At 59.5% G+C, this 25,070-nt stretch carries 11 protein-coding genes; 9 read left to right on the top strand and 2 right to left on the bottom strand.

Features of this window, described 5'->3' with window-relative positions; genetic code table 11:
* Positions 1–3 precede the first annotated feature (3 nt).
* The 6 genes from cobG to HU718_RS04085 all read left to right on the top strand — a co-directional run bounded on the left by cobG (position 4) and on the right by HU718_RS04085 (position 19,088).
* Positions 4–1,299, top strand: coding sequence for a precorrin-3B synthase (gene cobG, locus HU718_RS04060; protein WP_275957399.1), 1,296 nt, complete (start codon positions 4–6; stop codon positions 1,297–1,299).
* Positions 1,292–1,918, top strand: coding sequence for a precorrin-8X methylmutase (locus HU718_RS04065; protein ID WP_102899398.1), 627 nt, complete (start codon positions 1,292–1,294; stop codon positions 1,916–1,918). The genes cobG and HU718_RS04065 overlap by 8 nt, the downstream gene beginning before the upstream one ends.
* On the top strand, positions 1,915–2,649 hold the full coding sequence (locus HU718_RS04070) for a precorrin-2 C(20)-methyltransferase (protein WP_437180869.1): 735 nt from the start codon (positions 1,915–1,917) through the stop codon (positions 2,647–2,649). The genes HU718_RS04065 and HU718_RS04070 overlap by 4 nt, the downstream gene beginning before the upstream one ends.
* Positions 2,649–4,349 (top strand): precorrin-3B C(17)-methyltransferase, encoded by a 1,701-nt coding sequence (gene cobJ, locus HU718_RS04075; RefSeq protein WP_150707204.1) that lies wholly within the window; start codon positions 2,649–2,651, stop codon positions 4,347–4,349. The genes HU718_RS04070 and cobJ overlap by 1 nt, the downstream gene beginning before the upstream one ends.
* 306 nt (positions 4,350–4,655) lie before the next feature.
* Positions 4,656–11,753 (top strand): TcdA/TcdB pore-forming domain-containing protein, encoded by a 7,098-nt coding sequence (locus tag HU718_RS04080; RefSeq protein ID WP_186612844.1) that lies wholly within the window; start codon positions 4,656–4,658, stop codon positions 11,751–11,753.
* A gap of 273 nt (positions 11,754–12,026) precedes the next feature.
* Positions 12,027–19,088: a TcdA/TcdB pore-forming domain-containing protein gene (locus tag HU718_RS04085; protein ID WP_186612843.1), complete on the top strand. Its 7,062-nt coding sequence runs from the start codon at positions 12,027–12,029 to the stop codon at positions 19,086–19,088.
* Positions 19,089–19,165: 77 nt separating this feature from the next.
* Here HU718_RS04085 and HU718_RS04090 read toward each other — a convergent pair whose 3' ends face one another.
* Positions 19,166–19,762 carry a MarC family protein gene (locus HU718_RS04090; RefSeq protein WP_095121928.1) on the bottom strand — a complete coding sequence of 199 codons (597 nt, stop codon included), beginning with the start codon at positions 19,760–19,762 and terminating at the stop codon, positions 19,166–19,168.
* Between the two features lie 234 nt (positions 19,763–19,996).
* On the opposite strand from HU718_RS04090, the gene HU718_RS04095 reads away from it, so the two are divergent.
* From HU718_RS04095 to HU718_RS04105, 3 genes are read left to right on the top strand one after another with little or no spacing between them, the layout of a single operon-like run.
* The gene (locus HU718_RS04095) at positions 19,997–20,797 is read left to right on the top strand and encodes a hypothetical protein (protein WP_150730333.1); all 801 of its coding nucleotides are present in this window, start codon (positions 19,997–19,999) and stop codon (positions 20,795–20,797) included.
* A gap of 57 nt (positions 20,798–20,854) precedes the next feature.
* Positions 20,855–21,556: a hypothetical protein gene (locus tag HU718_RS04100; protein ID WP_186612841.1), complete on the top strand. Its 702-nt coding sequence runs from the start codon at positions 20,855–20,857 to the stop codon at positions 21,554–21,556.
* On the top strand, positions 21,553–22,194 hold the full coding sequence (locus HU718_RS04105) for a hypothetical protein (RefSeq protein ID WP_186612839.1): 642 nt from the start codon (positions 21,553–21,555) through the stop codon (positions 22,192–22,194). The genes HU718_RS04100 and HU718_RS04105 overlap by 4 nt, the downstream gene beginning before the upstream one ends.
* A gap of 22 nt (positions 22,195–22,216) precedes the next feature.
* On the opposite strand, the gene HU718_RS04110 is transcribed toward HU718_RS04105, so the two are convergent.
* Positions 22,217–24,991, bottom strand: coding sequence for a hybrid sensor histidine kinase/response regulator (locus tag HU718_RS04110; RefSeq protein WP_110719615.1), 2,775 nt, complete (start codon positions 24,989–24,991; stop codon positions 22,217–22,219).
* Positions 24,992–25,070: the final 79 nt, after the last annotated feature.

A 25,070-nucleotide genomic window follows, 5' to 3' on the forward strand; every position in this document is an offset into this window, starting at 1 on the left:
CCGATGTCCACCGCTTTACGCCCCTCGGCCTGTCCGGGGTTGCTGCGTATCGTCCAGGCACTGGACGGCGGTATCTGCCGGATCAAGCTCAATGGCGGGTCGATCAGTGCCGATCAGGCTGACGCGGTGGCCGAGGCTGCCGAACAGTTCGGCGCGGCGATCGAGGCGACCAATCGGGCCAATCTGCAGATTCGCGGGATCGGTGAGCAATCCACAGCGCTGATCGAGCGTTTGCTTGCTGCCGGTCTCGGCCCACGCACCGCCGCCGGTGACGATGTGCGCAACCTGATGCTCAGCCCGGCCGCCGGCATCGACCGGCAGATGCGCGTCGACACCCGTGCACTGGCCGAGCAGATCCTCGACACCTTGCAAAGCCATCCACGCTTTCATGAGTTGAGCGCCAAGTTCGCCGTGCAACTCGATGGCGGTGAAGCACTGGCGATGCTCGAACATCCGCATGACCTGTGGTTGTCGGCGTTTGAGCGCGACGGTGAACGATTGTGGGCATTCGGCCTGGCCGGGTGCCCGACGGATCGCGCAGTCGGCGCCGTGGCGGCAGAAAACGGCCATGCGCTGGTGGTCGCGGTGCTGGAATTGTTCCTGCAACTGGCCCGCCCCGAGCAAACGCGGATGCGCCATTTGCTCGATGAACTGCCGATGCTGGCCTTTCTCGACGCCCTGCGCACGCGCGTGCCGATCAAGTCGGTCAGCCAGTGGCAGCGCACTGCCGTTGCGCGGGATCTGCACATCGGCGTTCATCCGCAACATACCTCGGGGCGGGTGTACGTCGGCGCCGTGCCGCCGCTCGGGCGTCTTGATCCGGCGATGTTGCGCGCCGCTGCACAACTGGCTCGGCAGTACGGTGACGGCAGCCTGCGGTTCACGCCATGGCAAAGTCTGCTGCTGCCGAATGTCGAAGCGGCCGATGCACCTGTGGTGCTTGAGGCACTTGGGCAGTCGAACCTGCTGACCGATTCCGGCGAGCCGTTGGCACAACTGATCGCCTGCACCGGTGCCAATGGCTGCGGCAAAGGCCTGGCCGACACCAAACAGGATGCGCGCCATCTGGCGCCGCTGCTGCCCTCGGGTATCAGCGTGCACCTGTCCGGCTGCCCGCGTTCGTGCGCTGCCGCTCACCGCGCGCCAGTCACTTTGCTGGCGGTCAGCCGCGGTCATTACGACCTCTATTTTCGCGATGCAACGCTGCCGGGTTTCGGCGCGCTGCACGCACGCAACCTTACTATTGAAGCGGCCGCGACCCTGCTCGCCGCCCGCTCTCGGAGCCCCCTTGATGCTTGATTACATCCGCGACGGTCAGGAGATCTATCGCAACTCCTTCGCGATCATTCGCAGCGAGGCCAATCTCGCGCGAATCCCGGCCGATCTGGAAAAACTCGCGGTGCGGGTCATCCACGCCTGCGGCATGGTCGAGGCCATCGACGGTCTGCAGTTTTCCGAAGGCGCGGGCAAGGCCGGGCGCGATGCGCTGGCCGCCGGTGCGCCGATCCTCTGTGACGCGCGGATGGTCTCCGAAGGCGTGACCCGCGCACGCCTGCCGGCCAACAACCAGGTGATCTGCACCCTGCGCGACGACAGCGTGCCAGAGTTGGCCCGTGAGTTGGGCAACACCCGTTCCGCCGCCGCGCTGGAACTGTGGCGGCCGCACCTTGAGGGCAGTGTGGTGGTGATCGGCAATGCGCCGACCGCGTTGTTCTATCTGTTGGAAATGCTGGATGCCGGGGCACCGAAACCGGCGCTGATCCTCGGCTTCCCGGTGGGTTTCGTCGGCGCCGCCGAATCGAAAGCCGCACTGGCCGCCGACAGCCGGGGCGTGCCGTTCGTGATCATGCAAGGCCGCCTCGGTGGCAGCGCCATGGCCGCCGCCGCCGTTAACGCCCTCGCCACGGAGATCGAATGATGCAGGCCAAAGGACGTTTGATTGGCCTGGGCGTCGGCCCGGGTGATCCGGAACTGATTACCGTCAAAGCCCTGCGCCTGCTGCGCGAATCGCCGGTGGTGGCGTACTTCGTCGCCAAAGGCAAAAAGGGCAATGCGTTCGGCATCATCGAAGCGCATCTGCAAGACGCGCAGAATCTGCTGCCGCTGGTCTATCCGGTGACCACCGAAGCGCTGCCGGCGCCATTGTCTTACGAACAAGTGATCAGCGATTTCTACGATGAGGCTGCCGAAACCGTCGCGGCACATCTGGATGCCGGGCGCGACGTCGCGGTGATCTGCGAAGGCGATCCATTCTTCTACGGCTCCTACATGTACCTGCACGATCGCCTCGCCAGCCGTTACGACGCGCAAGTGGTGCCGGGCGTTTGTTCGATGCTGGGCGGCGCTTCGGTGCTGGGTGCGCCGTTGGTGTATCGCAATCAGAGCCTGTCGGTGCTTTCCGGCGTATTGCCCCATGAAGAGCTGAAGCGACGTCTGGCCGATGCCGACGCGGCGGTGATCATGAAGCTGGGGCGCAACTTCCCCAAAGTGCGTCAGGTGCTGGAAGAACTCGGTCTGGCCGAACGCGCGCTGTACGTCGAGCGCGCAACCATGGCCAATCAGAAGATTGTGCCAATGGATCAGGTCGAGCCGATGTCGTCGCCGTACTTCTCGCTGATCATCGTGCCGGGCGAACGGTGGCAAGGCTGATGACTCAATCCACCCCCGCCATCGTCATTCTCGGTCAGGGCAGCCTGGCCACCGCGCGGCGCATTCAGCAGGTCTATCCAGCGGCGCAGATTCACGGCCTCGCCGGGCGCGTCGAAGGCGCCGATCGCACCTATCAGGAATTCGGCGCGACCGTGCGCGAGTTGTATCAGCAAGACACACCGATCATTGCCCTGTGCGCGGCCGGCATTGTCATCCGCACACTCGCGCCGCTGCTGCTGGAGAAAGGCGCCGAACCACCGGTACTGGCCGTCGCCGAAGACGGCAACGCGGTGGTGCCGCTGCTTGGTGGTCTCGGCGGGGTAAATGTCATGGCGCGGGACATCGCTGCCGGGCTGCAAGTCGCAGCGGCGATCACCACCAGCGGCGAGTTGCGTTTTGGCACGTGCCTGCTCAACCCACCGAGTGGTTACGCGCTGGGCGATCTGGAACTGGGCAAGCGATTTGTCTCCGATCTGTTGGCCGGGCACAGCGTGCGCATCGAAGGCGCGGCGCCCTGGCTGGATCAGGCGCAATTGCCGGAAGATCCGCAGGCGCAGCGCTCGATTCATGTCGGCAGTGCCGAGCGTGTGGCGTGTGCCAATGAGTTGTTGATTTATCCGCGCAGTGTCGCGGTGGCAATCAGCGCCGAAGTGGCGGATTTGCCGAACGTCGTCCGCGCGGCGTTGCAGCAAGCGAATCTTGCAGTGCAGGCGCTGGCCTGTCTGTTGGCGGCCGAGACCGAAATGGCCTCGACGAATCTGCATGAAGCGGCAATGGAATTGGGTGTGCCGTTGCGCTTTGTCTCGGTATTGAACGATATCGAGGCGACGGCATTGGCGGCTGTGCCACAGGCGAAGGTCGTCATTGCCAACGACATGGCAATCGCTATTGCCGAGCAGCCTTTGGACGTCGCGCAAATCGGCCGAGCACGTGGGCGTGTGGCGGTGATCGGTCTCGGTCCCGGCGCTGCCGAACTGATGGTGCCGGCGGTAAAAGCCGAACTGGCCCGCGCCACCGATGTGCTCGGCTACGAAACCTACGTGCGCATGGCCGGGCCTTTCCGTGATGATCAAATCCAGCACTGCACCGACAACCGCGAAGAAATGCAGCGTGCTCGTCACGCCTTCAGGCTGGCGGCCGAGGGGCGTTCGGTAATTGTTGTATCGTCCGGCGACCCGGGCGTATTTGCCATGGCGGCGGCGGTGCTGGAGGCGTTGCACGAGTCCGATGATCCGGCGTGGCACAGCGTTGACCTGGAAATCCTGCCGGGTGTCTCGGCCTCGCTGGCCACCGCCGCGCAGGCCGGTGCGCCGCTGGGCCATGACTTCTGTGTGATGTCGCTATCGGACAATCTCAAACCGTGGTCGATCATCGAAAAACGTCTGGACCTGGCTGCCGAAGCGGATCTGGCGCTGGCGTTCTACAACCCGATCTCCCGCGCCCGTCCGTGGCAACTGGGCCGGGCACTGGAAATCGTCGCACAGCACCGCACGCCGCAAACCCCGGTGGTTCTGGGCCGTGACATCGGTCGCCCGGGCCAGACCTTACGCACCACGACGTTGGGCGCGTTGACTGCGGACCAGGTGGACATGCGCACGATGGTATTGATCGGTTCTTCGACCACGTGCACGTTTCCACGGGCAACCGGTGGGGATTGGGTTTACACGCCGCGTTGGTATGGTGAAAAGCCGATTGTCTGAGTTTGCCATTATTGATCGCCGGGGGAAGTTGTAAATAACTTCTCTCGTCGTGACATCAGGTCAACACTTGCGAAGTTGAATGCCGGCAGTAAGACAAGGCCACGCCCTTTCCGGGGGACGTGGCCTTTTCGCTGTTTACGACAAAAGAAATAACAGGCGCAGTTGTTGCTGAATCATACCGTTGTGCAATTTGAATGTTGGTCGATGTTTCATTCGACATTATTTGAGCTTGTTCAAGTTTGAGTGCGCCGTGTTTATTCAATAGTTTTGCCCGACTTAGAACTGTTGAATCAAGGAAGAATACGGATGAGTGCTACGGGAAACACTGCAGGCGAACTTTCATTCACTTCGGCTGCAGAGTATTCGACACTTCAAGGGGCATTGAGCGAGTTTGCCGACTCAGGCGAGTATGCGGCGCTGGCCGAGTCTCATGAACTTGCCAGCAAGACCTTCACAGCGGTCGAAAAACTGCTGCCGGCGAAACTGTTTCAGGAGCGACTCGAGGCCTTGATGGATCGCAAGTCGACGCCGGCGCCTTTGGCCATCCATCGGATTCGAACCCGGTTGAATCGCTATGTGGCGAGATTGTCAGCCACGGTGGACATGCTGAACGGCGTCGCCCGGCCCGTGCCGAACATCATGCACTTCGTCTGGGTCGGTGGCAGTGAGGTGGGCAACAATCAGCGCGATTACATGAACATCTGGCGCAAGGTGCTGGAGCCGCAGGGGTATCGGTTCAATCTCTGGTACGACAGTGATGCACTGCTCGCCTTTGAGATGAATCGGGTGATTCTCGACAGTGCAAGAGCGGATGCGATGGCATCGGAAGGCGACAAGGTCACCAAGCCCCTGCAGTTGTCGCAGATGATTGAAGACCGCGCGCGGGTATTGAAACATCAGATGTTCGATTACCTGAACCAGCCACAATGGGCTGGTCGGGCGGACGAGGCGCGTATCGATCTGATGGTTCGTGCTTACGGCAAGGATCGCGCGACGCTTGAGGCTTTCCGTCAGCAGTGCCTGGAGACGCATCAGGCCATGGTCGGCACGGACTTGCAGTTGCGTGACGTCCGCCACGAATTTGCCGGGCATTTCCTACAGGATGTCTATCAGCGTGAAGTGGCCATGCGCGGCAATTTTGCCGCGGCGAGTGATGTCGTGCGGTTGCAGGCCGAGTACCTGGAGGGGGGGCGTTACAGCGACATGGATTACTTGCCGCCACTGGCCGAGACGTTGGGCGGCGTGGATATCAGTGGTTTTGATGGCAATCAGCGACTCGGGGTACTGAAACTTTTACTGGATCACAACCAAGCGCTGATGCCCGGCCGGGATCCGCACCGCTATACAGAGATAACCGGCGAAATTGGAGCTCGGCATAAAGAGGCATTAACCACTTTTGCGCGCGGTAAACCCGGTATTCATGAGGTTTTCGTCGCACCGCAGGAGCGCGCTGTGCCGCAGGATGCCCTTCGCTTGGGAACTGCCCATGGCAGTGCGAATACCGGGGAAATGAACGCGCATTTCATCGCCCACCCGGGCAGTGCCATGACCCTGTCTTACATGCAGATGATTCGAAGCAATTATGACTGCCTGCTAGAAGTGGAGAGCCGCTTGCTCGCTGCCGGCATCGACATTGCGGATGAGGGACGGGCGTTGCCCATCATTCAAAATGTGGTCAATGAAAAGGCGGCCGAGGGCAAGTTTCCCGATTCAAAAACTCACTATTCGTCAGCGAAGCTGATCGATGCCATTCGCACGTATTATCAGGACGGTATTCGGGTCGATGCACGCGGCACCATTGCCCTTACCGGGCCGGGTGCGGCGGCGGCAGGACTTGGCAAATATATCGAACAGCGTCTGCAATCCGATCATATCGATGAGGTTCGCAATCGACTGAAATTGGTCGAGGGCTATAACGTTTCCACGGAAGAGGAGCGGATCTCCGGCTGGACCGTGAATGGCGATGAAAACAAATGGCTTGAGCAAGAGCAGGACAAATGGCGCAACGGCAAACTCAAGTCACGTTACGCTGGTCAGTTGGCGGATCTGCTGAGGCCGCAGACCCTGACCTTTAAACAAGGCTGGCCGGTAATCGAGGGCAAACCGGTGCTGTTGACCTCGGTGCTGCAACAGCTGATGGATGACTTGGGCGAACCGTTCATTCGCGCAATGAAAGACAAGTTGAGCGGCGATGTCACTTTCAACGAAGCTTTTGCCATCGGTTTCGATGCCCGCCAGCAAATTCTCGCCCAGCCTGCCCTTGAACTGCCGCCGTCTTACGGGGCGGAGTCCACCAGTAACCTGAACGAACTGTTGGTCCGGGTTGCCCGCGGCTCGCTCGTCGTCGAACAACTCAGCCCGTTGCTGCGCGTGATGCTGGGCGGAATGTTCGGCGCGGCGAGCCTGGATATCGATGGCTTTGCCGGTGCGTGGAAGGACCTTTCCAGCCTCGCTGCGCAAACCGCCGAAGATGGGCTGTTTGCCCGCTTCAACGCTCTCGAAAGTGCCTTGCGCCAGCACGCGTCGCCGGCCTTCAAGGCAGGCCTGGCAAGCGTTGAACCTTCCACCACGTACACCGCCCGCGAACTCAAGGTGCGTGCCTTGGGCGAGCCATTGACGTTGCGTCAGTGGGGTGAACGTATCGCCCGGATCAACAGCACGGCACGCCGTGAATATCACGCGCAGATTCTGCGCAGCGGTGAGGCGGTTCGTACCGAACTGTTCAAGGCTGGCGCCATGTCCGCCAGGAAAGTGCCGCAGGACCTGCTCATGACCACGCCGGGCGATCCTGGTCGTCGATGCTATCCGCTGGCACTGATGATGGCGGCAGCGCTGACCGGTGGTGAGGCGGCTGAGCGTGCCCTGATCGGCCGGGTGGCGAACGTCAGCCATGCCCCGGAGGACGCCGACTCGCGGGCTTTGTTATTGGCGCTGGACGAATTGCAGGCTGTGCCGCTGACAGCCGTGGGCAAGCCACACGGCCATCATGGCCTAGACTCCATCGCACAAATGCTGGAGGCGAAAGCCGCTTCGACGGTCATGCTGCTCGACACCGGCAATCACGCGTTGCTGGTGGGGAAAACAGTGCAGGGCAGCCAGACGGTTTACCGGTTTTACGAGCCGAATTTTGCGATTTACGGGTTTGCCCGGGTAGAGCAACTTAAAGAGGGCATGCAGCGCTATCTGAGCAGAGATAACGCTGCAATGGCCCGGCTATACGGTCTCGCGGAGGGCGACCGTGCGCGGTTCAATGTTGTCGAGCTCGATACCACGGCGATCATCGGCCGGACACTTTTGTCGAATACGCCGCTGGGCAGCTTTTTGCAAAACGCTCCGATTGTCGATCCAGGCAGCGCTTCGGTCTGGCAAAAACAAGCCGTTGGACGCCAGCGATCGCTGGGTGAAAACGCCCGGATGGGCGCCAGTCTGGCGCAACTGGATGCGCGTTATTGGGCGCAGGCATTCGAGCAGGCCACCGGTCAGTTACGTACCGAAAACAAGTTGGGCGGTGAGTTTCTGCCGCTGCTGGAAACGCTGCACAAGCACCCCGACGCAGGCTACAGCGTGACGCTGGTAGACGCGCGCAATCCGCAAAACGCTCGAGTCGTTACCACCACCGACGCGCGCTTCAGCAAAGTCCAACAGCACATCCAGCGTCTGGTGCAGTCCCTGGCCGGCAAAAATACTGCAGCGGGCGAGGCCGACGGCGGTAGTCGGTTGAGTTTCGCCTTTGCGATTCAGACGCTGATTACCGAGATGCGCCATCGCGAATACCAGGCCGGGGAAGAGCAGGTGCCGGCGTTGTCGATCGCCCTGCAGGTGCAGGTCTATGTCAGTTATGCCCAGTTAGGTTATGGCGTATTGAACGATGCGGCACAGATCGTCAGTCTGGTTCGTCAAGTGGCTGCCAGTGAGCAGGCATTGGCGCTGCGCCAGTCATCGCTGTCCGGTCGGCTGCTGGGCCGGGCGTCCGTAGCTGCCGGGATTGTCTTCTCCGCCGTCAATATAGGGTTTGACCTCTATGGTCTGGCAGTGGCGACCAATCAGGAACAGCGTTCACGGTTGGCCACGCAACTGGTATTCAATGTCGCGGCTCTGGCGCTGGATATCACCGCATTGGCGGTTGGCGGAGCGGTGGGCGGTGCCGCTGCGATTCTGTCGGTGCCGCTGCTCGGCGTCGGCATTGGTGTGACGGCGATCGCCAGCAACCTGGGACAGATCAGCGACAAGGCCAAAGGCGTGGGCGCGTACTTGCGCAAGATCCAGGACGCCTACGGCCCTGGCGTTTACACGCGCAAGGACGGGGCGCTGAGTTTTGAACCCGAAGCCGTCATCACCGAGCTGGACTTGCAAGGCAACCGGATCCGTTTCGACAGTCAGAAGTTTTACCCCATGGATCGCGGTGGACTTGAGCTGCCGCAGTTCAACAATCACCCGTCGCGACTGCATCAGGCGATCGATATCCGCGAGACGCTCGGACTGCCGCAAGTGGTCAGTCTCATCCGGCCGGCGCCCGGTGACGTAGAGACGGTGGTGCTCCCGTGTACACCGCAGTGCTACTTCGGTTATGAGTACCAGGTCGGAACGTCCGGCTATGCCTATGAGCCACAGCCTGGCGAGTTGGCGCGCGAGCCCCGGCAAGCAAGCGAAAAGGCCTCAGCGAGCTTCCTCAGCACGTTTCTGCCATTTGGCGTCCTGGCTGATGAGCTCCACCAGCCACTCATGCAAACCTGGTATCCGAGCCTGCGCAACAGTACCGTCAACAAGCTGGAGTACGACAGGCATGGCAACCAGCGTTTCTATTTCTTCGCCAACACACCGTTCCCGCACATCCTCTACAAGCTCTACCCGTTCAACAAGCCCACACGGATTGTGGTGACGCTGGACGAACAGGTGCGCCAGTTGCTGGTGCCGACATTGCCGGCAGAATGGAAGCAGTGCATTTCCTACGAGATCTTCAGCCGTTCACCAGGTGCTCGCCAGCTCTGGTTGACTCCCGGTCTGGTTGCCGTTTTCCTGCGCAATTACGCGGCGACCCAGTGGGTACTTCATGCGCCATGGGTCAGCGAAAACAAGGTGCGATTTGAAGAGTCGTTTCTCAGTGTCGATGGAATACGGATCGAGGGTCAGGTGGACTTCATCCAACTGAGCAATGGCGAGATGTTCAGTCTCGACTGGAAAAACCAGCGTCTGCTGCTGGTGTCTGTCACCCAGGAGCAACAGGATTCGCAGGCTGCGCTGCTGGCACGCGTTCGGACACGCGTGGTGGAGCGACGCGTTGCAGCGGCTTTTGTGCCGTTACACAAATTCCGGGTGCCTATGGACGCTGCGCTGCGGCCCGTCCTGGTCACCGCCTACTACGACGTTGCGCGTGCCCGGCTGTTGTATGCGCGCAACCTGCCAGAGGATGTCAATGACGGCGTTGTATTGGCTGCAGCCAACGCCGGGCAGGCATGGTTTTATCACCCCGGGCACGCGACGGTCTGGCGGGTCGATGCGATCACCGGCACGGTCAAGCATCGCTACCGACTGATGAACCCTGGCGGTGGTGCAAGGATCATTGGCTGCGAACAGACTGCCAACGGCCTGCGTCTGCGGCAGAAAATGCTTGAAGTCAACGGAGGGGTAGAGATCGCATTCGAATACCTGCTGACCGAATATTCTGCATTGCTTACCGGCATCCATACATCAGCCGCCTGGAGCGATTACACGCCTAGGCGTCCGGCCGATTACTGGCATGCATTGGTGGCTCGTTTCAATACGCCGCAGACCTATGCCGATGGCACGTCTGGCATGGCGTCGAGCCTGAGCACCTGGGGGCCCGCCGGGTTCGTGCAGATTCGCAGCCATGAGAAAGAAACGCTGCGAGATCTGGGCTGGATCCGTCTGGCTGACCGGCTGTATTTCCAGTTGGCCCATAGCACCGGGCTCAAGCTGGACACGATCCTGCTGACCTGGAATGACGGCTTGGACGACGTGCCGCTGTTCTACAGCAAACAGGCCCGATTGCTGCGTCGTGGAGCCGGGCCGGCGGGTGGGCAAGTCGTCGCCGAGGATGTCATCGATGTCAGTTCATTCGCTGAGCGCTACATCGCAACCCGGGCAGACGGACGCCTGTTTGAGGTCGACAAGCAAGGCGCGCTGCAATTCGTTGGCATCGGCACCCACTGGTTGCGCAGCCATGCCGACTGGCTCACCGCATTACCGGCGCTGGCCAATGATTATCGGGATGCGCCGTTTTCGATCATCGGGTTGAGTAACGTTTCCGGCCTGCACTCAGTGGCGGCGTGGTGTATCGGCGCGAAGGTATTGCTCGCTGAGGTCGGTGAAGGTACGGAGCTGGCCTTGCTTGGGCTGACGCCCGACAAGCAGGCCGCGTGGCTGCTGGACGTTTCGGCGGGGCAGCTTTATCGCCAGGCGCTGGTGCAGATCCAGACGTTGCGCGCAGCGTTTGCCAACGGCCCGCGGTTACTCGATCGCACGTTGCTGCCAGTGGCGGAAAAAGTCTGGGGGCAATGGTCATTCGCCGAGGTGCTGACGCAGGGGCAAGGGTTGCTCGGGCGTACCCGCCAAGGCGTTAACCTGGAACTGCTCGATCAACAGCCGGCACGTATCGTCGGCGTCGAAAAACAATGGTCATTCATCCCCGGGCAGGCCGCCGAGCAGTTGCAGGCCCGCTTGAAGGCGTTATTGAGCGGACAAGCCCATGCACCGGTTGTGCACGTCGAAGACTCCCTGGGTCGCTATACGTACTTTGTGCCGGAACTGGATCGCCTCTTTGATATTTCGGGTCGGGCCGATGGTCAGTGGTCGGTGTTTCTTGGCGCGCGCGACACATCGGTGGCCATGCTGTTCGACCCGATTGACAGCCTGATCTACAGCCGGGGGGCGGCGCAGGGCATCCGGGTTCAAGACAGTTACGCCCGGCGCGAAGGCGAGCTTCTGGCGCTCGAGGTGAGTGGTGAGGGCACCGATATCATGGCAATGCTGCCTGACGGGGTCGAAAAACTGATTCTCACCTATGGTGCCAAGGCATTGAGCTATCGGGTGTCGGAACAAGCCTGGCAACGGCTGGACTGCATCGTAGTCGATCGCCAGCGTCCGCAAGGTGCAGTCGATACGCCTATCTGTACTTTGGTACTGGACGTGGACGCTGCCGAGCGCCTGTTGGTGTCTTTGGTCGACGGGCAGTTGGTAATCTCAGACCCGGATACGGCCCACAGCCTGATCGTGCGTAATGTCGCGCCGGAAGATGACGAGTCAGGCAGGCCACTGCAGATAAGCATCAGGCTCGGCGCGGTGGACTACCGGCGAGGTGTCAACCAGTGGCTTGATGCGCTGGCATACGTACAGTCCGATGTAGAGGTTGCAACACTGGAGAAGTTAGTAAAACAGCTGGCCTGAAATATACAGCCAAACTAAAACGTAAAAAGGTCGTGGTCGAGAGTTCACGACCTTTTTACGTTTAATTGTTTTTATTTGTTTTAGGTTGTTCAGGTTTTAAAGGTGTTGATGCTCGGCGGAAATATACGGAAAGCGATTGTTCTGATGATTGATCAGATATTTAAGTTGCACATGATTTCTGAAAATAATTGAGTTTGTTCTTTTTTGAGATTTGCCGATTTAATGATTAGCGTGGTGCTCGTTACTATTCTTTTGAAAGATTTCGAGGGCATCATGCGAGATATTGAAGTTGCAGTTGGCGAGGCTTTTGTGAACTTTGCAGCGCTCTTTGCGCGTAGTGATTTTGAACAGGCGTTACTACTGCATAAAAACAACAAACACTACGACGCGCTGCTGCGCTATTACGCCGCCTGTGCCGGCGCCAAGGATTCACAGCAGTTGCTTGAGCCCTTGAGGCTATTACGTCAGACGCTGGAGCCTTTGCTGGGATCGAGTCGGGTGCGGCGTGAGGTGGAACCGCCGTTGCCAACCGAGCAAGCGTCCGCCCCGGATCTGGCGCGAATTTACGAGCGGGTCGAAGCCTTCGAGTCGCGGGTGCATGTGGGGGTCGAACTGCTCAAAACCGCGCCGACACGCGTTGCAAAAACGCTGCACTTCGTCTGGCTGGGGGGCGGGCTTGGCGAAATTCAGCGTGATTACCTCAATGTCTGGAAACAGGTGCTCGCCGGGCAGGGGTACACGCTCAATCTCTGGTACGACAGCGATGCGCTGCTGGCATATCAGACCAACAAGCTGATGGTCGAGGCGGCCAAGGCTGACGCCCTGGCCCATGTCGGCGATAAAACCGTCGATGAAAATGCGCTGGCTGACCTATACGAAGAGCGTGCCATTGTGCTGAAGCGGCAGATGCAGGCACACCTCAATGAGGCTGTGGCCAAAGGGCAATCCGCCGATGACGCACGGATTGATCTGCTGGTTCGCGCCTATGGCCAGGATGCGGCGTCATTGCAGGTACTGCGCGAGCAGAACCGTCGCACCCTGCAAGCCATGGCCGGAGGCGATCTGCAGTTGCGCGACCTTGACGCGGCGTCTGTTCCCTTGCAGCTTCAGAGCCTCTACGAGCAGGAAATGCGTTTGCGCGGCAATCTGGCGGCAGCTTCGGATATCGTGCGGGTCGAAGTGCTGTATCGCGAGAGTGGCAGCTATGCCGATGTCGATAACTTGCCGCCTTTGGTGGCGAAGTTGGCGGGGGTCGATCTTGAGGTTCTGGGTGTCGACGCCCGCCTGGGTATTTTGCAACTGCTGCTCAACCATAATCCCGATTGGATGCCGGGGCGTCAGCCCTCCAACAGCTATGCCAAGCGCATCCCGGCAGAGCACCGTGCGGCATTTGAAGCGTTCGCTCAGAGCCGCCCGGCACTGAGCCAGGTTTTCCAGGCCCCGACCGATTTGCTGGCTCGCCCCTTCATGTTGCGAGCAGTCGCCGAAGGCAATTCGATGACCAATGCGTTCCTGATGGCCCATGCCGGATCGGCGACGCTGCAAGCGGTGATCGAACGTATCCGCTTCAACTATCAGTTGGTCGACGACACGCTACGCCAGGCGGCGCAGCGTGGTGTCGCACTGACTGACTCTGAAGGTGTGTTGTCGTTGGCGCAGACGATTCTGGAACAGACTTACGGCCCGTTCCGCGAACTGCCGAATCAGGAAGAAATGCTCGCAGGCTTTCTCGCCAGTGCGGCTGCGAGCTACTTCAGCGACGGGATCCGGCGCCAGAGCGAAGGCACCATCTATCTGACCGGCCCGGGTGCGATACGCGACGCCATGGCCGATTACGCCAGAGTGCATCTCACTCCGGAGCAGGCCAGGGAAATTCGCACCGAGGCCGCCATTGCACGCTACGCCTCGGTCAACCGTGCCACCGAAGAAGAGCTGGATCACTCCTGGAAAGACAACGCGACCGATCCGGTGAAATGGGTCGAGGATGAGCAGGCGCGCTGGAAGCAAGGCCATTACAAAACCCGCTACAAGGGCGATGTCGCGCAATTGCTCAAAGGTTCGAGCATTGAGTTCGAGCAGGGTTGGCCTCTGATTGAAGGGCGTGCGGTGCTGCTGACCGATATCTTGCAGCGTCTGGTCGACGGGCTCGGCGATCGCTTTGTCGAGGCCATGCGTCAGGGCTTCGACGGGCCGATGACGTTCGAGGATCCTTTGCCCCTGAGTTTTGCCGATCGTCAGCTCATCAAGGATCAGCCGCTCAGAGCGCGACCTGCGGCTTTTCCGCCAGACAGGCGATTCCTGAATCTGGGGCTGGATGAAGTGCTGAGCGCGATGGCCCATGGTGAGCTGACACTGGCCGAGACAACGCCACTGCAGCGCTTGGCGTTGGGCGTGTTGCTGGGAATCGACTCGCTGCACAGCCAACGCTTTGACGCGTACAGCGGTGATTTGGATAACCTGGCCAACAGTGTTCGTGAGCTGGGTGCTTCGAGTCGCTATGCCGTCATTGAACGACATCTGTATACCCGCAAAGATGCAGCGTTCCTGAGTGGTCTGGCCGGCGAGATCGCTGAATCGGCAGCATCGGTCAGCGCGCTGGATCTGAAAAAAGCTGCGCTGATAAAGGCGCAGACCCTGCAACAGTGGGGACGCTACGTTGCACAGATACAACAAGTGGCCACGCTTGAACATCGCTTGCAGATTGGCCAGCAGATGGATCAGGTCTTCAGTCAAATCGAAGTCAGCGGCGTGAAACCCGTACCGCAAGATCTACTGCTTGATGGCGTTGGCGAAACGATTGGGGGGCGCTGTTATCCCCTGGCCTTGATGATGGCCGCTGGCATTGCGACGGGCGAAGCGGCTTCCCATCACCTGCGCGAACGTTTTTACCTGGCCGTTCTTGAGCCACAGCAGAATGATTCGATTGTTTTTGTACAAGCGCTGGAGGAACTGCGAGGGACCCGGCTGAGTGAGGTGGGCACGACGCTCTCGCGGGCCGATCTGGGTCAGATCACCACGGCACTGGAGAACCATACAAGCACCCGAACGTTGTTGCTCAACTCGGACAATCACTCGATGCTGGTGGCGAAAACCGTAGAGGGTGAAAAAGTCCTCTATCATTTTTACGACCCCAACTTCGGCGTGTTCGAATTCGAGAGTGCCGCGATGCTCAAGCGGGCGCTGGAGCACTTTTTCCTGAAGATGGGCATGGCCAAATATTATGCGGCCTACGGTGCCGAGATCCGGCCGACGTTCGACCTGATCGAGTTGCAGGGCGAGCGCGTGGCGGCCTTGCCATTGTCCACCGGGTTCGAGGTGGCGAAGATGCTCAAGGGCGAGCCGTTGCCCGGGCAGCCAGCCGGCAAGTTGCGCCAGCGTCTGAACAGCGCCCATGGTCGATCACTGGTCGAAAATTCTCATCTGGGGGCCAGCCTGCTCGGGCTGGACAGTCATTGGTGGGGGCAGCAGATCGCTCATGCGACGACAGCGCTGCAAGACCTTCATACGTCGACCACGCCGTTGGTGCCATTGTTCGACACCCTGGAAGTCACCCCCGAGGGCCAGTATCGATTGCATATGATCGACCCGGCGCAGCCTGAACTTGTGGTGCAGGTTGTCAGCGACGACCACCGACTGCTGCGGATCAAAAACTGGTTGTCCGAGCAGTTTACGACGCTGGCGCGCAAACCGGTCGCAACCGTGGCGGTACTGGATCCGACCGAGGCTGGCAGTGTTCATACCCTCAATGCCGGTTTCGCGATCCAGGCGCTGATGAACGCCTTGCGCGGACGTGAAGGCGAAGGCCGCACGCTGACCACCGCGGTACGTCTGCACGCTTACCTCAATTACGCGCAGTTGCTGCATGGCAATGTCGTGGATGTAGTCGGTCTGGTTCAACTGGTCAAAACCGCGTTGGGGGAAGAAAAGATCATCGCCCGCACTTGTGCCTCAGTAGTCTCAGAGGCGTTGGGCCATGCAGCCAATGAAGGTATCGGGGCCGTGCTGGGACTGGCCAACGTCGGGTTTGATATTTATCAGTTGGTAACCGCTGGCGACGATGTTGAAAAAGCGCAATTCGGCACGCAACTGGCGTTTGACTCCGCCAGTCTGGCCTTGACGGCCGGCGGGGTCGGAGCGGCAGTAGCTGGCGCGTCGACTGCCGCTGCGGTGCTGGGCGGCGCCGGGGTGATTTTGGGCGGGTTGGCTGTGGGCGTGGCGGCGCTTGCCCAAGGGTTTGCCGCCATCGCACGCAACGCCCAGGAAGTCGGGACGTTTTTTGCGGATCTGCAAGAGGCCCATCGCGGCGTCGGTTATCGCTTCGATGCCGCCCTGAAGGCGTGGGTTGTGGCGCCGGCGCTGGTGGTCAAAAGAATCGATCTGGCAGCCACTGCGCTGATACTCGACAGCCCCAGGCTTTACCCGTTACGCGACCACTTCGGTGTGCCGGATTTCGACGCCGACTATTCCCGGGCGATCAATGTGCGCCAACACCTGGGTTTGCCCGGGCAGCTTGAGTTCGCACCGGCCGAGGGACAAGCCATCGTCCTGCCGTGCACCCCCGAGACCTGCTATGGCTATGAATACAAGGCGCTGCCGTTTGCTTCTTCGCGGCATGACCGCGGTTTCGACATCGCCCGCCGTCTGGAAAAACGGCAAGCAAACGGCAACTGGCTGTTTCTGTTTTCGTTTTACTCATTTCCTTCGCACTACATCGTCAGCCGTCTGCTTCCTCAGTATCGCGAAACCGTTATCGAGGTTCTTCTGGACAGGACTCAACGCACGCTGGTGGTCCCGTCGCTGCCCAGCGCCTGGAAAAATCAGGTGTCATACAAGATTTTCGGCGTTGGCGCGCATTGCACCCTGGCGCTCAGTCCAGACGCTCACATAGAACTCGTGTCGTCGAGCCAGCACTCCTCCAGATGGGTACTGGAGGCCGGTTGGGCGCGCGAAAGTGATGTCCGGATCGAGCAACTGGGCGATCTGTATATCGGTAATGTTCACGTGAAAGTGACCGGTCATGGACGTCATTCGCTGCTGATTCGCACGGGCGATCATCAATTGTTCAGCGTTAATCGTGGCAAGCGTCAGTTGGATGTCCTCCAGCAAAGCGCTCCGGAAGGGCTTGATGAGCAAGCGTTACTGACGCATTTCAGAGCGCTGGCCCGCGAGCATCGCCTGGTACTGCCCTATACGCCGGTGCGTGACTGGCTGATCCCGTTCGAGTCGCCGCAGGCGCCGCGCTCCACCACCGCCTGGTATGACGCCCGGGAAGACCGTTTCGTCTACATCCGCAACGAAGACATCGCTGATACCGAGGACGCACAACTGGCACTGGTGGCCGATGGGTATGCGTATTTCTATCTGCCGGACAGCTATGACATCTGGCAGGTCGATGCCGTCAGTGGGCTGGTCAGGTATCGCTATCGGTTGATCGTGGCTGAGGGCGAAAGCCTGATTGGCCCTGTCGAGATGGATGCACATGGCGTGATTCATGTCGAGCAGACTGTCACCGGCGCCCATGGGCCCCGACGGTTCAATTACCTGATTCACCGGCAGCAACTGCTGCTGAGTTCCGTCACCCACGACATGGCGCCGGAGCTGCAGGCGACTGTATTCGCCAGCGAAATCCTGGGCGACTGGGCATCGGTGCTGGGCGAGCACACAGTGCTTCGTCCCGTCGCTGAGCGAGACGGTGAGACGACCGTCGACTGGCAACCGGCGACGTACGTTTCCGTCAGTTGGACATTCGACACAGACAAGCGCGATATCGTCTGGATTCGCAGTCTCGATCGCTTGTTGATTCATCCATTGCCTGTGGCGCGTCATGCCCGTGGCTGGCCGGACTCGATCAAGAATCTGGCGGACCTGGTGCTGTTGCCGATGGCGCAGCAAAAAAATGTCTACTTCATCTACAACCGTCTGGACCAGACCCTTTGTCGCCGGCAGCGGGTGGTGGCGCAAGGTGTCGAACAGTGGTCGGATCGCTGGGTGCAGCCGCCAGGGCTCAAGCAAATCGTGGCGGTCGAGAACGGCTACCTGATTCTGGACGACGAGGGACGACTCTTTAATCTGTCTGTCCAAGGCGAGTTCCCCCTGTACGGTGTCGGTGAGCAGTGGCTGAAGGATCATGCGCACTGGTGGCTGGCGCTGGAGTCGCTTGCCAAACGTTATCCGGTGGACAGTTTTGCGATCGTTGGTTTACGCAACCTGGCCGGAGACGGCAACCTGAGTGCCTGGTGTGTGAACGGCCGCCTGCTCTTGTGCGATCCGGGACGCGACGTTCCAGTGCGCTTGCTGGGCATGGCCTCCGATAATCGGGCGGCCTGGCTGTTCAATATGTCCACAGGTGAAATCTGGACACAGGGGTTCGTTGAACCACAGCAGCTTGTCCGGGCATTTGCAGAAGGGGCGCAACTGCTGCACAGCGACGTTCTGCCAGTTCCCGAGCGGGCGTGGCGTGACTGGCGGTTTAGCGACGTTGCCGTGGATGGCTCCGGGTTGCGCGGTACAACCGTTGACGGCGTAACGCTGCAACTGGGGCATCAGCAGACAGCCTTGGTCACCGCTGTCGACCGTCGTTGGGTGGCGGCACAAGGCGAGCACCTGGTAGAGCACATGCAAGCCTTGTTGGCCAGGGTTGAACATGGCGCGTTTGTGTCAGTGGAGTCCGCGCCTGGCCATTTGCAGTGGTACGACGTGCGCAGCGCTCGGCTGGTGAGCATTGCCGCCGACCGCCTGCCTGCGGACGTTGTCATGCTGGGCACCCGCAATCAGGTCAATGTCTTACTGCACGAGCGTCGGCAGGGCACGGTGCAGGCGTATCCAGGCATGCACAGCTTCGGGCCGTTCGACTATCTTCAGCGCGATGCACAGGTCATGACCCTTGAAGGCCACGACAAAATAAATGATCTGCTACCGCTGATTGCCGACGATGTCAGCACGCTGGTCGTGCGATTGGGACAGGGCGGTGTGACCTGTCATTTGTCGAAGGACGCCTGGTCGAGACTGGACGCGGTTGTCGTCGACTGTCGCCATGCACTGGGGCAATCGCCGGCGATCCCGGGCAAGTTGATCTGGGACTTCGACACGCCGGATAACCTGTTGTTCGAGATCGTGCAGGAGCATTTGGTCATCGTCGATCCAGCCAATGAGCATGCACTGATATTCCGTGATGTGGGCTCATCCGATCCGTCATTGCGCGGGGAAGTATTCCTCGCCTTCAAAGCCCGGCAATCCTTGCCGATCTCCGCGTGGGTGCGGCAGTTGCAGACCAGGAAAGGACGTGGCAGCGTGACATTCCAGGCACTGACCGCCGAGCCGGCCATTGCCGGCTAAGCCCGCCTCACGATAGAACGCCGCGAACAAGGCTGTTCGCGGCGTTCTGCTGTCCGATCATGGTTCGAGGCACTGGTTCAGGACACCAGATAGCCTTTGACCCCGGTGAAGATGATCTGCGCTGCCAGTGCGCAAACAAACAAACCCATCAAACGACTGACAATCTGCAAACCCTGGTCGCCGAGAATCCGCTCAATGCGGTTGGACAGGTAGAGCACCACGCCGACGGTGAAACTGGCCAACGCAATACTCATGATCGCCGTGAGTTTGTCGTCCCAGTGCGGCTGGCTGACCCCCATCACCAGCAGTGCACCGATAGTGCCGGGGCCAACGGTCAACGGAATGGTCAGCGGTACGATGGTCACGTCCTGCTGCACGTTGTCGGTTTGTACCACGGACTTGCCTTGCGCCATGCCCAGCGCAGAGATGAACAACACGCTGCCGGCACCGATACGGAAGGCATCGACCGTGATGCCGAACACATCGAATATCACCCGCCCGAACAAATACAGCAGCACACTGGAGACCAGAGTGGCGATCGCCACCTTCCAGGCCAGGCGCCGTTGCTCCTTGCGCGAATAACCACGGGTCAGGCTGATAAAGCAGGACAACACGAAGAACGGGCTATAGAGCACCAGCATCTTCAGGTAAACGCTGAACAACACGTGGAGCATGGTCTTGGCTCGCAGCAGGAGAGTGTGGGAAGGAGTCTATCAGTCGTTCAATGACTTGTGGGTGTCATCACTTTAAAGTCTTTTGATGTTGTTGTGTTATTGGTTGTTTGTGTGTTGTTTAGTTGCTTTGGTAATTGGTGTTACATGTTTTGGTTTGTTGTTGGTTAATGCTTTGGTTATGGTTGTTTTCACAAGTTCATGAGGACTTGTTTTAATAAGGATAAGGAATCCATGATGCATAACCAATACATTCAACGAGCTTATATTTCCAACTGCGTTGGCAACTTGCAGCAATATGAAATTGATGAGCCTGCGGCTATTCAGAGTCGCAGTTTTGCTCTGAGTATCGACTCGGGAGACGTGGTTGAAGCCCCGACCAAAGGTTCTATCGTTGGCGAAGGTATCTTGTCCTTCTCGGGTGGTCTCAGTGACCAGAATCGATCCGATGCGCAGAACGCTTTTCTCTTCGCCAGTCTGGTGGCGAACAAAAAGTATCCGCTGGAGCATCAGGGCCAGGAGTGGTATCTGTTATTCCGCGAGGTCATGACCAACGCCGGCTGGACACCGGTCAGCAAGTACTACAGTAACCTGGAAGTCGCCGGTACCAGTGTCCGGATGGATAAACTGGTGCTGGAAATTCTCGGCTCGGTGATTGCAGGTGTCGCCGTCCCGGGTCCCACCACCGCGTTGATGCTGAAAGTCGCTGGGGACGCCATCGCCGCGTTGCAAAAACGTGACACAGCCCTGACGGTGTACGAGCGAAATCTGCTGAACAATGGCGTCGGTGGCGTTACGGCCGCAGCCTGCACTGAAGTAAACGGCGAAGCCATCATGGCGATGGGTGCCGTACGTTTCCTGCGCAGGAACACTTCAACCAAAGTCTTGTTCGTAGACGTGGATGTCCGCAATGTTAAGTTGTACCGTGGTGAAACGGTATTTGCCAAAAATACACTGGTCGCTGATGCAGCTCGCGATACTATCCGGAAAAAACTGGGTTTGAATGCTGTTTCGAAAATCGAAGAATATGATATTTAATTGATGTGAAAGGGTGGTCGAAAGTCGGCCGCCCTTTTTTGTATGGGAGAAAACAATATGACTGACGATTGTTTGATATTGGTTGTCGGCGCTTCCATTCTGGTTTTGCCTGAAACGGATCAGATGGAAGTTTATGATGATCTGATTGACTCAACGTTATTGGCGCAACTGGTGGCCAACAAAAGGATTGAAAAGTCTCCGGGCGTGAATTGGTACGAGGCTTATGTAGGCGTTCTCGATGACTTCTGGTTACGCCATCAAAAGTCCAGTCAGACCTGGAAGGTCAGCGACGAAGCGGAAGAAACTTCCCTGGATTTTTTTACCGCCGCGCTAAGCCAGGCCGCTTTGGGGCAAACCCGCACAATGACCAACGTGCTGGCACGAATGGCAAAGATGCCGGGCGAAGAGCCTGCCATCCAGTTGTTGCGCAGTTACATGACAGTTTCTGACGCGGGGCAATCGATCACCGCACCGGCATCGTCGATGGATGTGCGCTTGCTGGTCACCTGCGCGAACTCACCGTCCTCGATCACAACCTCGTATGTCCAATTCAAGACTCGCGAAGCGCTGACTTCCAATCCGTTGCAACAAGTGTTTCAACCCGCTGATGTACGAGGCGTGGTCCAGGCGAATCACGCGCGGGCCAATCTTTCCGAAACCCTTTATGGGCCTGCGCGCAGGGCCATTGCCTTGAAAGTCAGGGATCGGCGTGCCAGCAGCGTCGCAACATTGACTCTGCCGGCGGAGATTGAATCGTGACGGATCTCAATACACCGCAGGCCGCAGTGGTGGGTGCCAGTGTCGTGGCATTTGCCGGTGGTCTGCCGGCGTCACATCGGGACGACATCTACATGAGCACCGCCTATGCACAACGGGCTACACGCGCGGCGTTCAATGACGGACTGTCGGGTGACTGGTTCGAGTATTACTGCAACGTGCTCAGGTTTGTCGGCTGGGATATGCCGAAACCGCAAACACTGGCGCCATTGAATAACCGCCGGATGGCCACGCAGGCCACGCAGCGTATCTCAAGCAACCTCGGCGAAGCATTCTGCGAGCCAATGCGCCGTGCTCTGGTGGCGATGGAGCGAAACGCAGTGGCGCTCAACCTGTTTGAGTCCGCCAGCCTTCGCGCTAACGCGGGTTTTTTTCAGATGATTCCCTGCGTCCTGAACGGACCGAACAAGGTGGAAATGGGCGTCTATCATCGACAGTTTCAGATTGAGCGAGCCGTGCCGGGATTTCTGTTCAGCGAAGATCAAACACTGATCCACGACAGCGTTGAACAGTTCGCCGCCATCACCTTCAATACCCTCCACTACGCACAGTTTCGAGAGAAGGTGAAAAAGTCGGTAATTACTGGCTCGCTCAAGTACTTGAGCGATCTGGAAATATGATCGACTCGGCGACCAGGACAACTCAGAACGTCGAGGCTGTCCGGTTCTGCTGATCACGCTGGGCGACCCAGTGCTCGATCAGCTCGCGCAACTGCGACAGCTCGACGGGCTTGGACATGTGCCCGTCCATCCCGGCCTGGCGCGCGCGCTCTTTGTGCTCGGCGAGAATGTGCGCCGTCAATGCCACGATGGGCGTGCGAATGCGTTGGTTACTGACTTCCCATGCGCGCAATTGCTGGGTCGCGGAGAAACCGTCGAGTATCGGCATTTCGCAGTCCATCAGCACCAGATCGTAGCGTTGCGCCTTCATCGCTTGCAGCGCTTCCTCGCCATTGCTGGCGGTGTCCGGTTGCAGATTGAGCTTGCCGAGCATGCCGCGAATCACTTTGGTCGAAATCGTATTGTCTTCGGCAACGAGGATGCGGAAATCGCTTGGCACTTTCGCTGCGGTGGCCGGGCTGACCACTTGCGGCTGGAACACCACCTGGCCTTTGTTGCGCTGGTTCAGTTCATCGGCGAGCGTCGTCTTGAGGGTGTAGCCGGCCACCGGTTTGGCGAGGATGCGTTTGATCCCCGAGTTGCGCGCAATGATCTTGCTTGGCGCATTGCTGATGCCGGTAAGCATGATCAGCAAGATGTCGTGATTCAGACTCGGGTCTTCCTTGATCTTGGCCGCGAGCTGCATGCCGGTCATGCCCGGCATGTTCTGATCGAGCAGTACCACATCAAAGTAGTCACGCAAGTGCGCCTTGGTGCGCAACAGTGCCAGCGCTTCTTTGCCTGATGGCACGGCGCTGACGTTCAAGCCCCAGGCACTGCATTGCTGGACCAGTACTTTGCGGCAAGTGTCGTTGTCATCGACCACCAGCACCCGTGCGCCTTGCAGCGGACTGTCGAGGTCGGAGGTCGGATGTTCCAGACGATCCGGATCCAAAGGCAGGGTCAGCCACAAGGTGCTGCCCTGAGTGGTGCCGCTCTTGATGCCGAACTCACCGTGCATCAGACGGATCAATTGCCGTGCGATCACCAGCCCCAGATTGCCGCCCAGGCGATTGGCCGAGAGGAAATGCTTGCTGTGCAGTTCGGCGTGCATCAAGGCATCACGCTCTTCCTGCTCCATTGGCTGGCCGCTGTCCTGCACGGCAATGCGCAGGCGCGGTTTGCTGCTGCGCTCATCGAGGGCGACGACGATCAGTACTTCGCCCTCGTCGGTTTTCTTCAGGGCGTTCTCCAGCAGGCTCAGCAGTGTCTGGCGCAGGCGTGTCGGGTCACCGCTGATCACCCGTGGCACTTGCGGCTGGATAAAGCTGATCAGTTCGACATTCTGCTGCTCGGCCTTGGCGCGGTAGATGCTCAGGCAGTCATCGATCAAGGCATTGAGGTCGAACTGCACATCATCCAGTTCGATCTGTCCGGATTCGAGCTTGGAGATGTCGAGGATCTCGTTGATCAGCGTCAGCAGTTCGTTGCCGGCACTGTGGATGGTCTGTACGTAGTCGCGTTGCTTGACCGACAGCGGTGTGCCCAGCAGTAGCTCGGTCATGCCCAGCACGCCGTTCATCGGCGTGCGGATTTCGTGGCTGATCTTGGCGAGGAATTCGGCTTTGGCGTTGATCTCGGCATTGCTCGCGGCGAGGTCGCGGCTGACGCTGAAGCGGCTTTCGGTGATGCTGCGCTGGCGCTCGCCCAGGGCGATGCTCATCAACAGACCGCTGATGCAGATGAACGCCATCAGGGTCATGATCAAGCCTTGCGGCGAGACCAGTGTCAGCCCCAGCAAGGCCGGAAGAATGATCAGCGTGCCGATGTTGAACACCACCATCGCCGCGACGAACAAGCGCGCCGGGCGATAACCCTTCTGCCAGTGATAGAACGCGACAAACAACATGCTCAGGCCGGCCAGGGCCACCAGTGCATAAGTGATGATGTTCAGCGGCAGGGTGTTGACGAACAGCAACAACAGGCTGCAGGTCACGATAAACAGAATGTCGCCCAGCAACAGTTTGTTCAGCGGGTGCGGGCCGAGCGGGGCGAAGAAGCGCAACGCAAACATCAAGCCGGCGGGGGCGGTCAGCAGTAGGGCCAGATAGGCGCCCGGTGTCTGGATCGCGTGCCAGTTCGGCAGCCACGGGCCGGCGAGGTTGAGCAACAGCAACAGACTGAGGCCCAACAGGCCTTCGCAGACTGCCAGCCATAAGCTGCTGCGCGAGCGCGAGTAGGCGTAGCGCACCAGATTGTGCAACAGCAGCATGCCGAGGCAGCCGAACAGTAAACCGAAGACCAGCGTCTGATTGTGGTTGGCCGCGCTCATCACCGCCGATTGCAGGGTGACGTGCGGGCGCAACTGATGGTCGGACACCAGGCGCAGATAGACCTCGAGGGGTTTGTCGCTCTGTGGCAACGGCAGCATGAAGTCGCTGCTCGGCAACGGCCGTTCGGCCTGCGGCTGGTCGGTGCCGGTGTTGCGTTGCTCGATCAGCTGGTTGCCGTCGAGCACGTAGAGATTGAGCTGTGACAGGTCGGGGGCAAAGATGCGCAGCACTTGTTCGTGCTTGCCCGGTGCCAGCCGGAAACGCAGCCACAGGGCGCCATCGGGCGCGGACGCGGTGAGGCGGTCAAGGTCGATGGGGCTGAATTGATTGGTGTAGCGAGCGGAGCGGATGTCGCTCAGTTGCAGATTGCCCTGATCGTCGAGCAATACCGACCATCCACTGCCTTGCGCGGCCTGGGCCGGGAGCATGCAGAGCAAGGTCAGCAACGTGACGGTGAAGCTTATGGCAATCCTGAGCCAGCGCACGGCGAAATCCCTTCGTAGGTTGATGCCAGAATATAACGATGCGCGACGGTGGAACAGCCCGGCAGGGAATGGCATTCCT

The sequence above is a fragment of the Pseudomonas tensinigenes genome (genome assembly GCF_014268445.2).
GTDB classification, from domain to species: domain Bacteria; phylum Pseudomonadota; class Gammaproteobacteria; order Pseudomonadales; family Pseudomonadaceae; genus Aquipseudomonas; species Aquipseudomonas tensinigenes.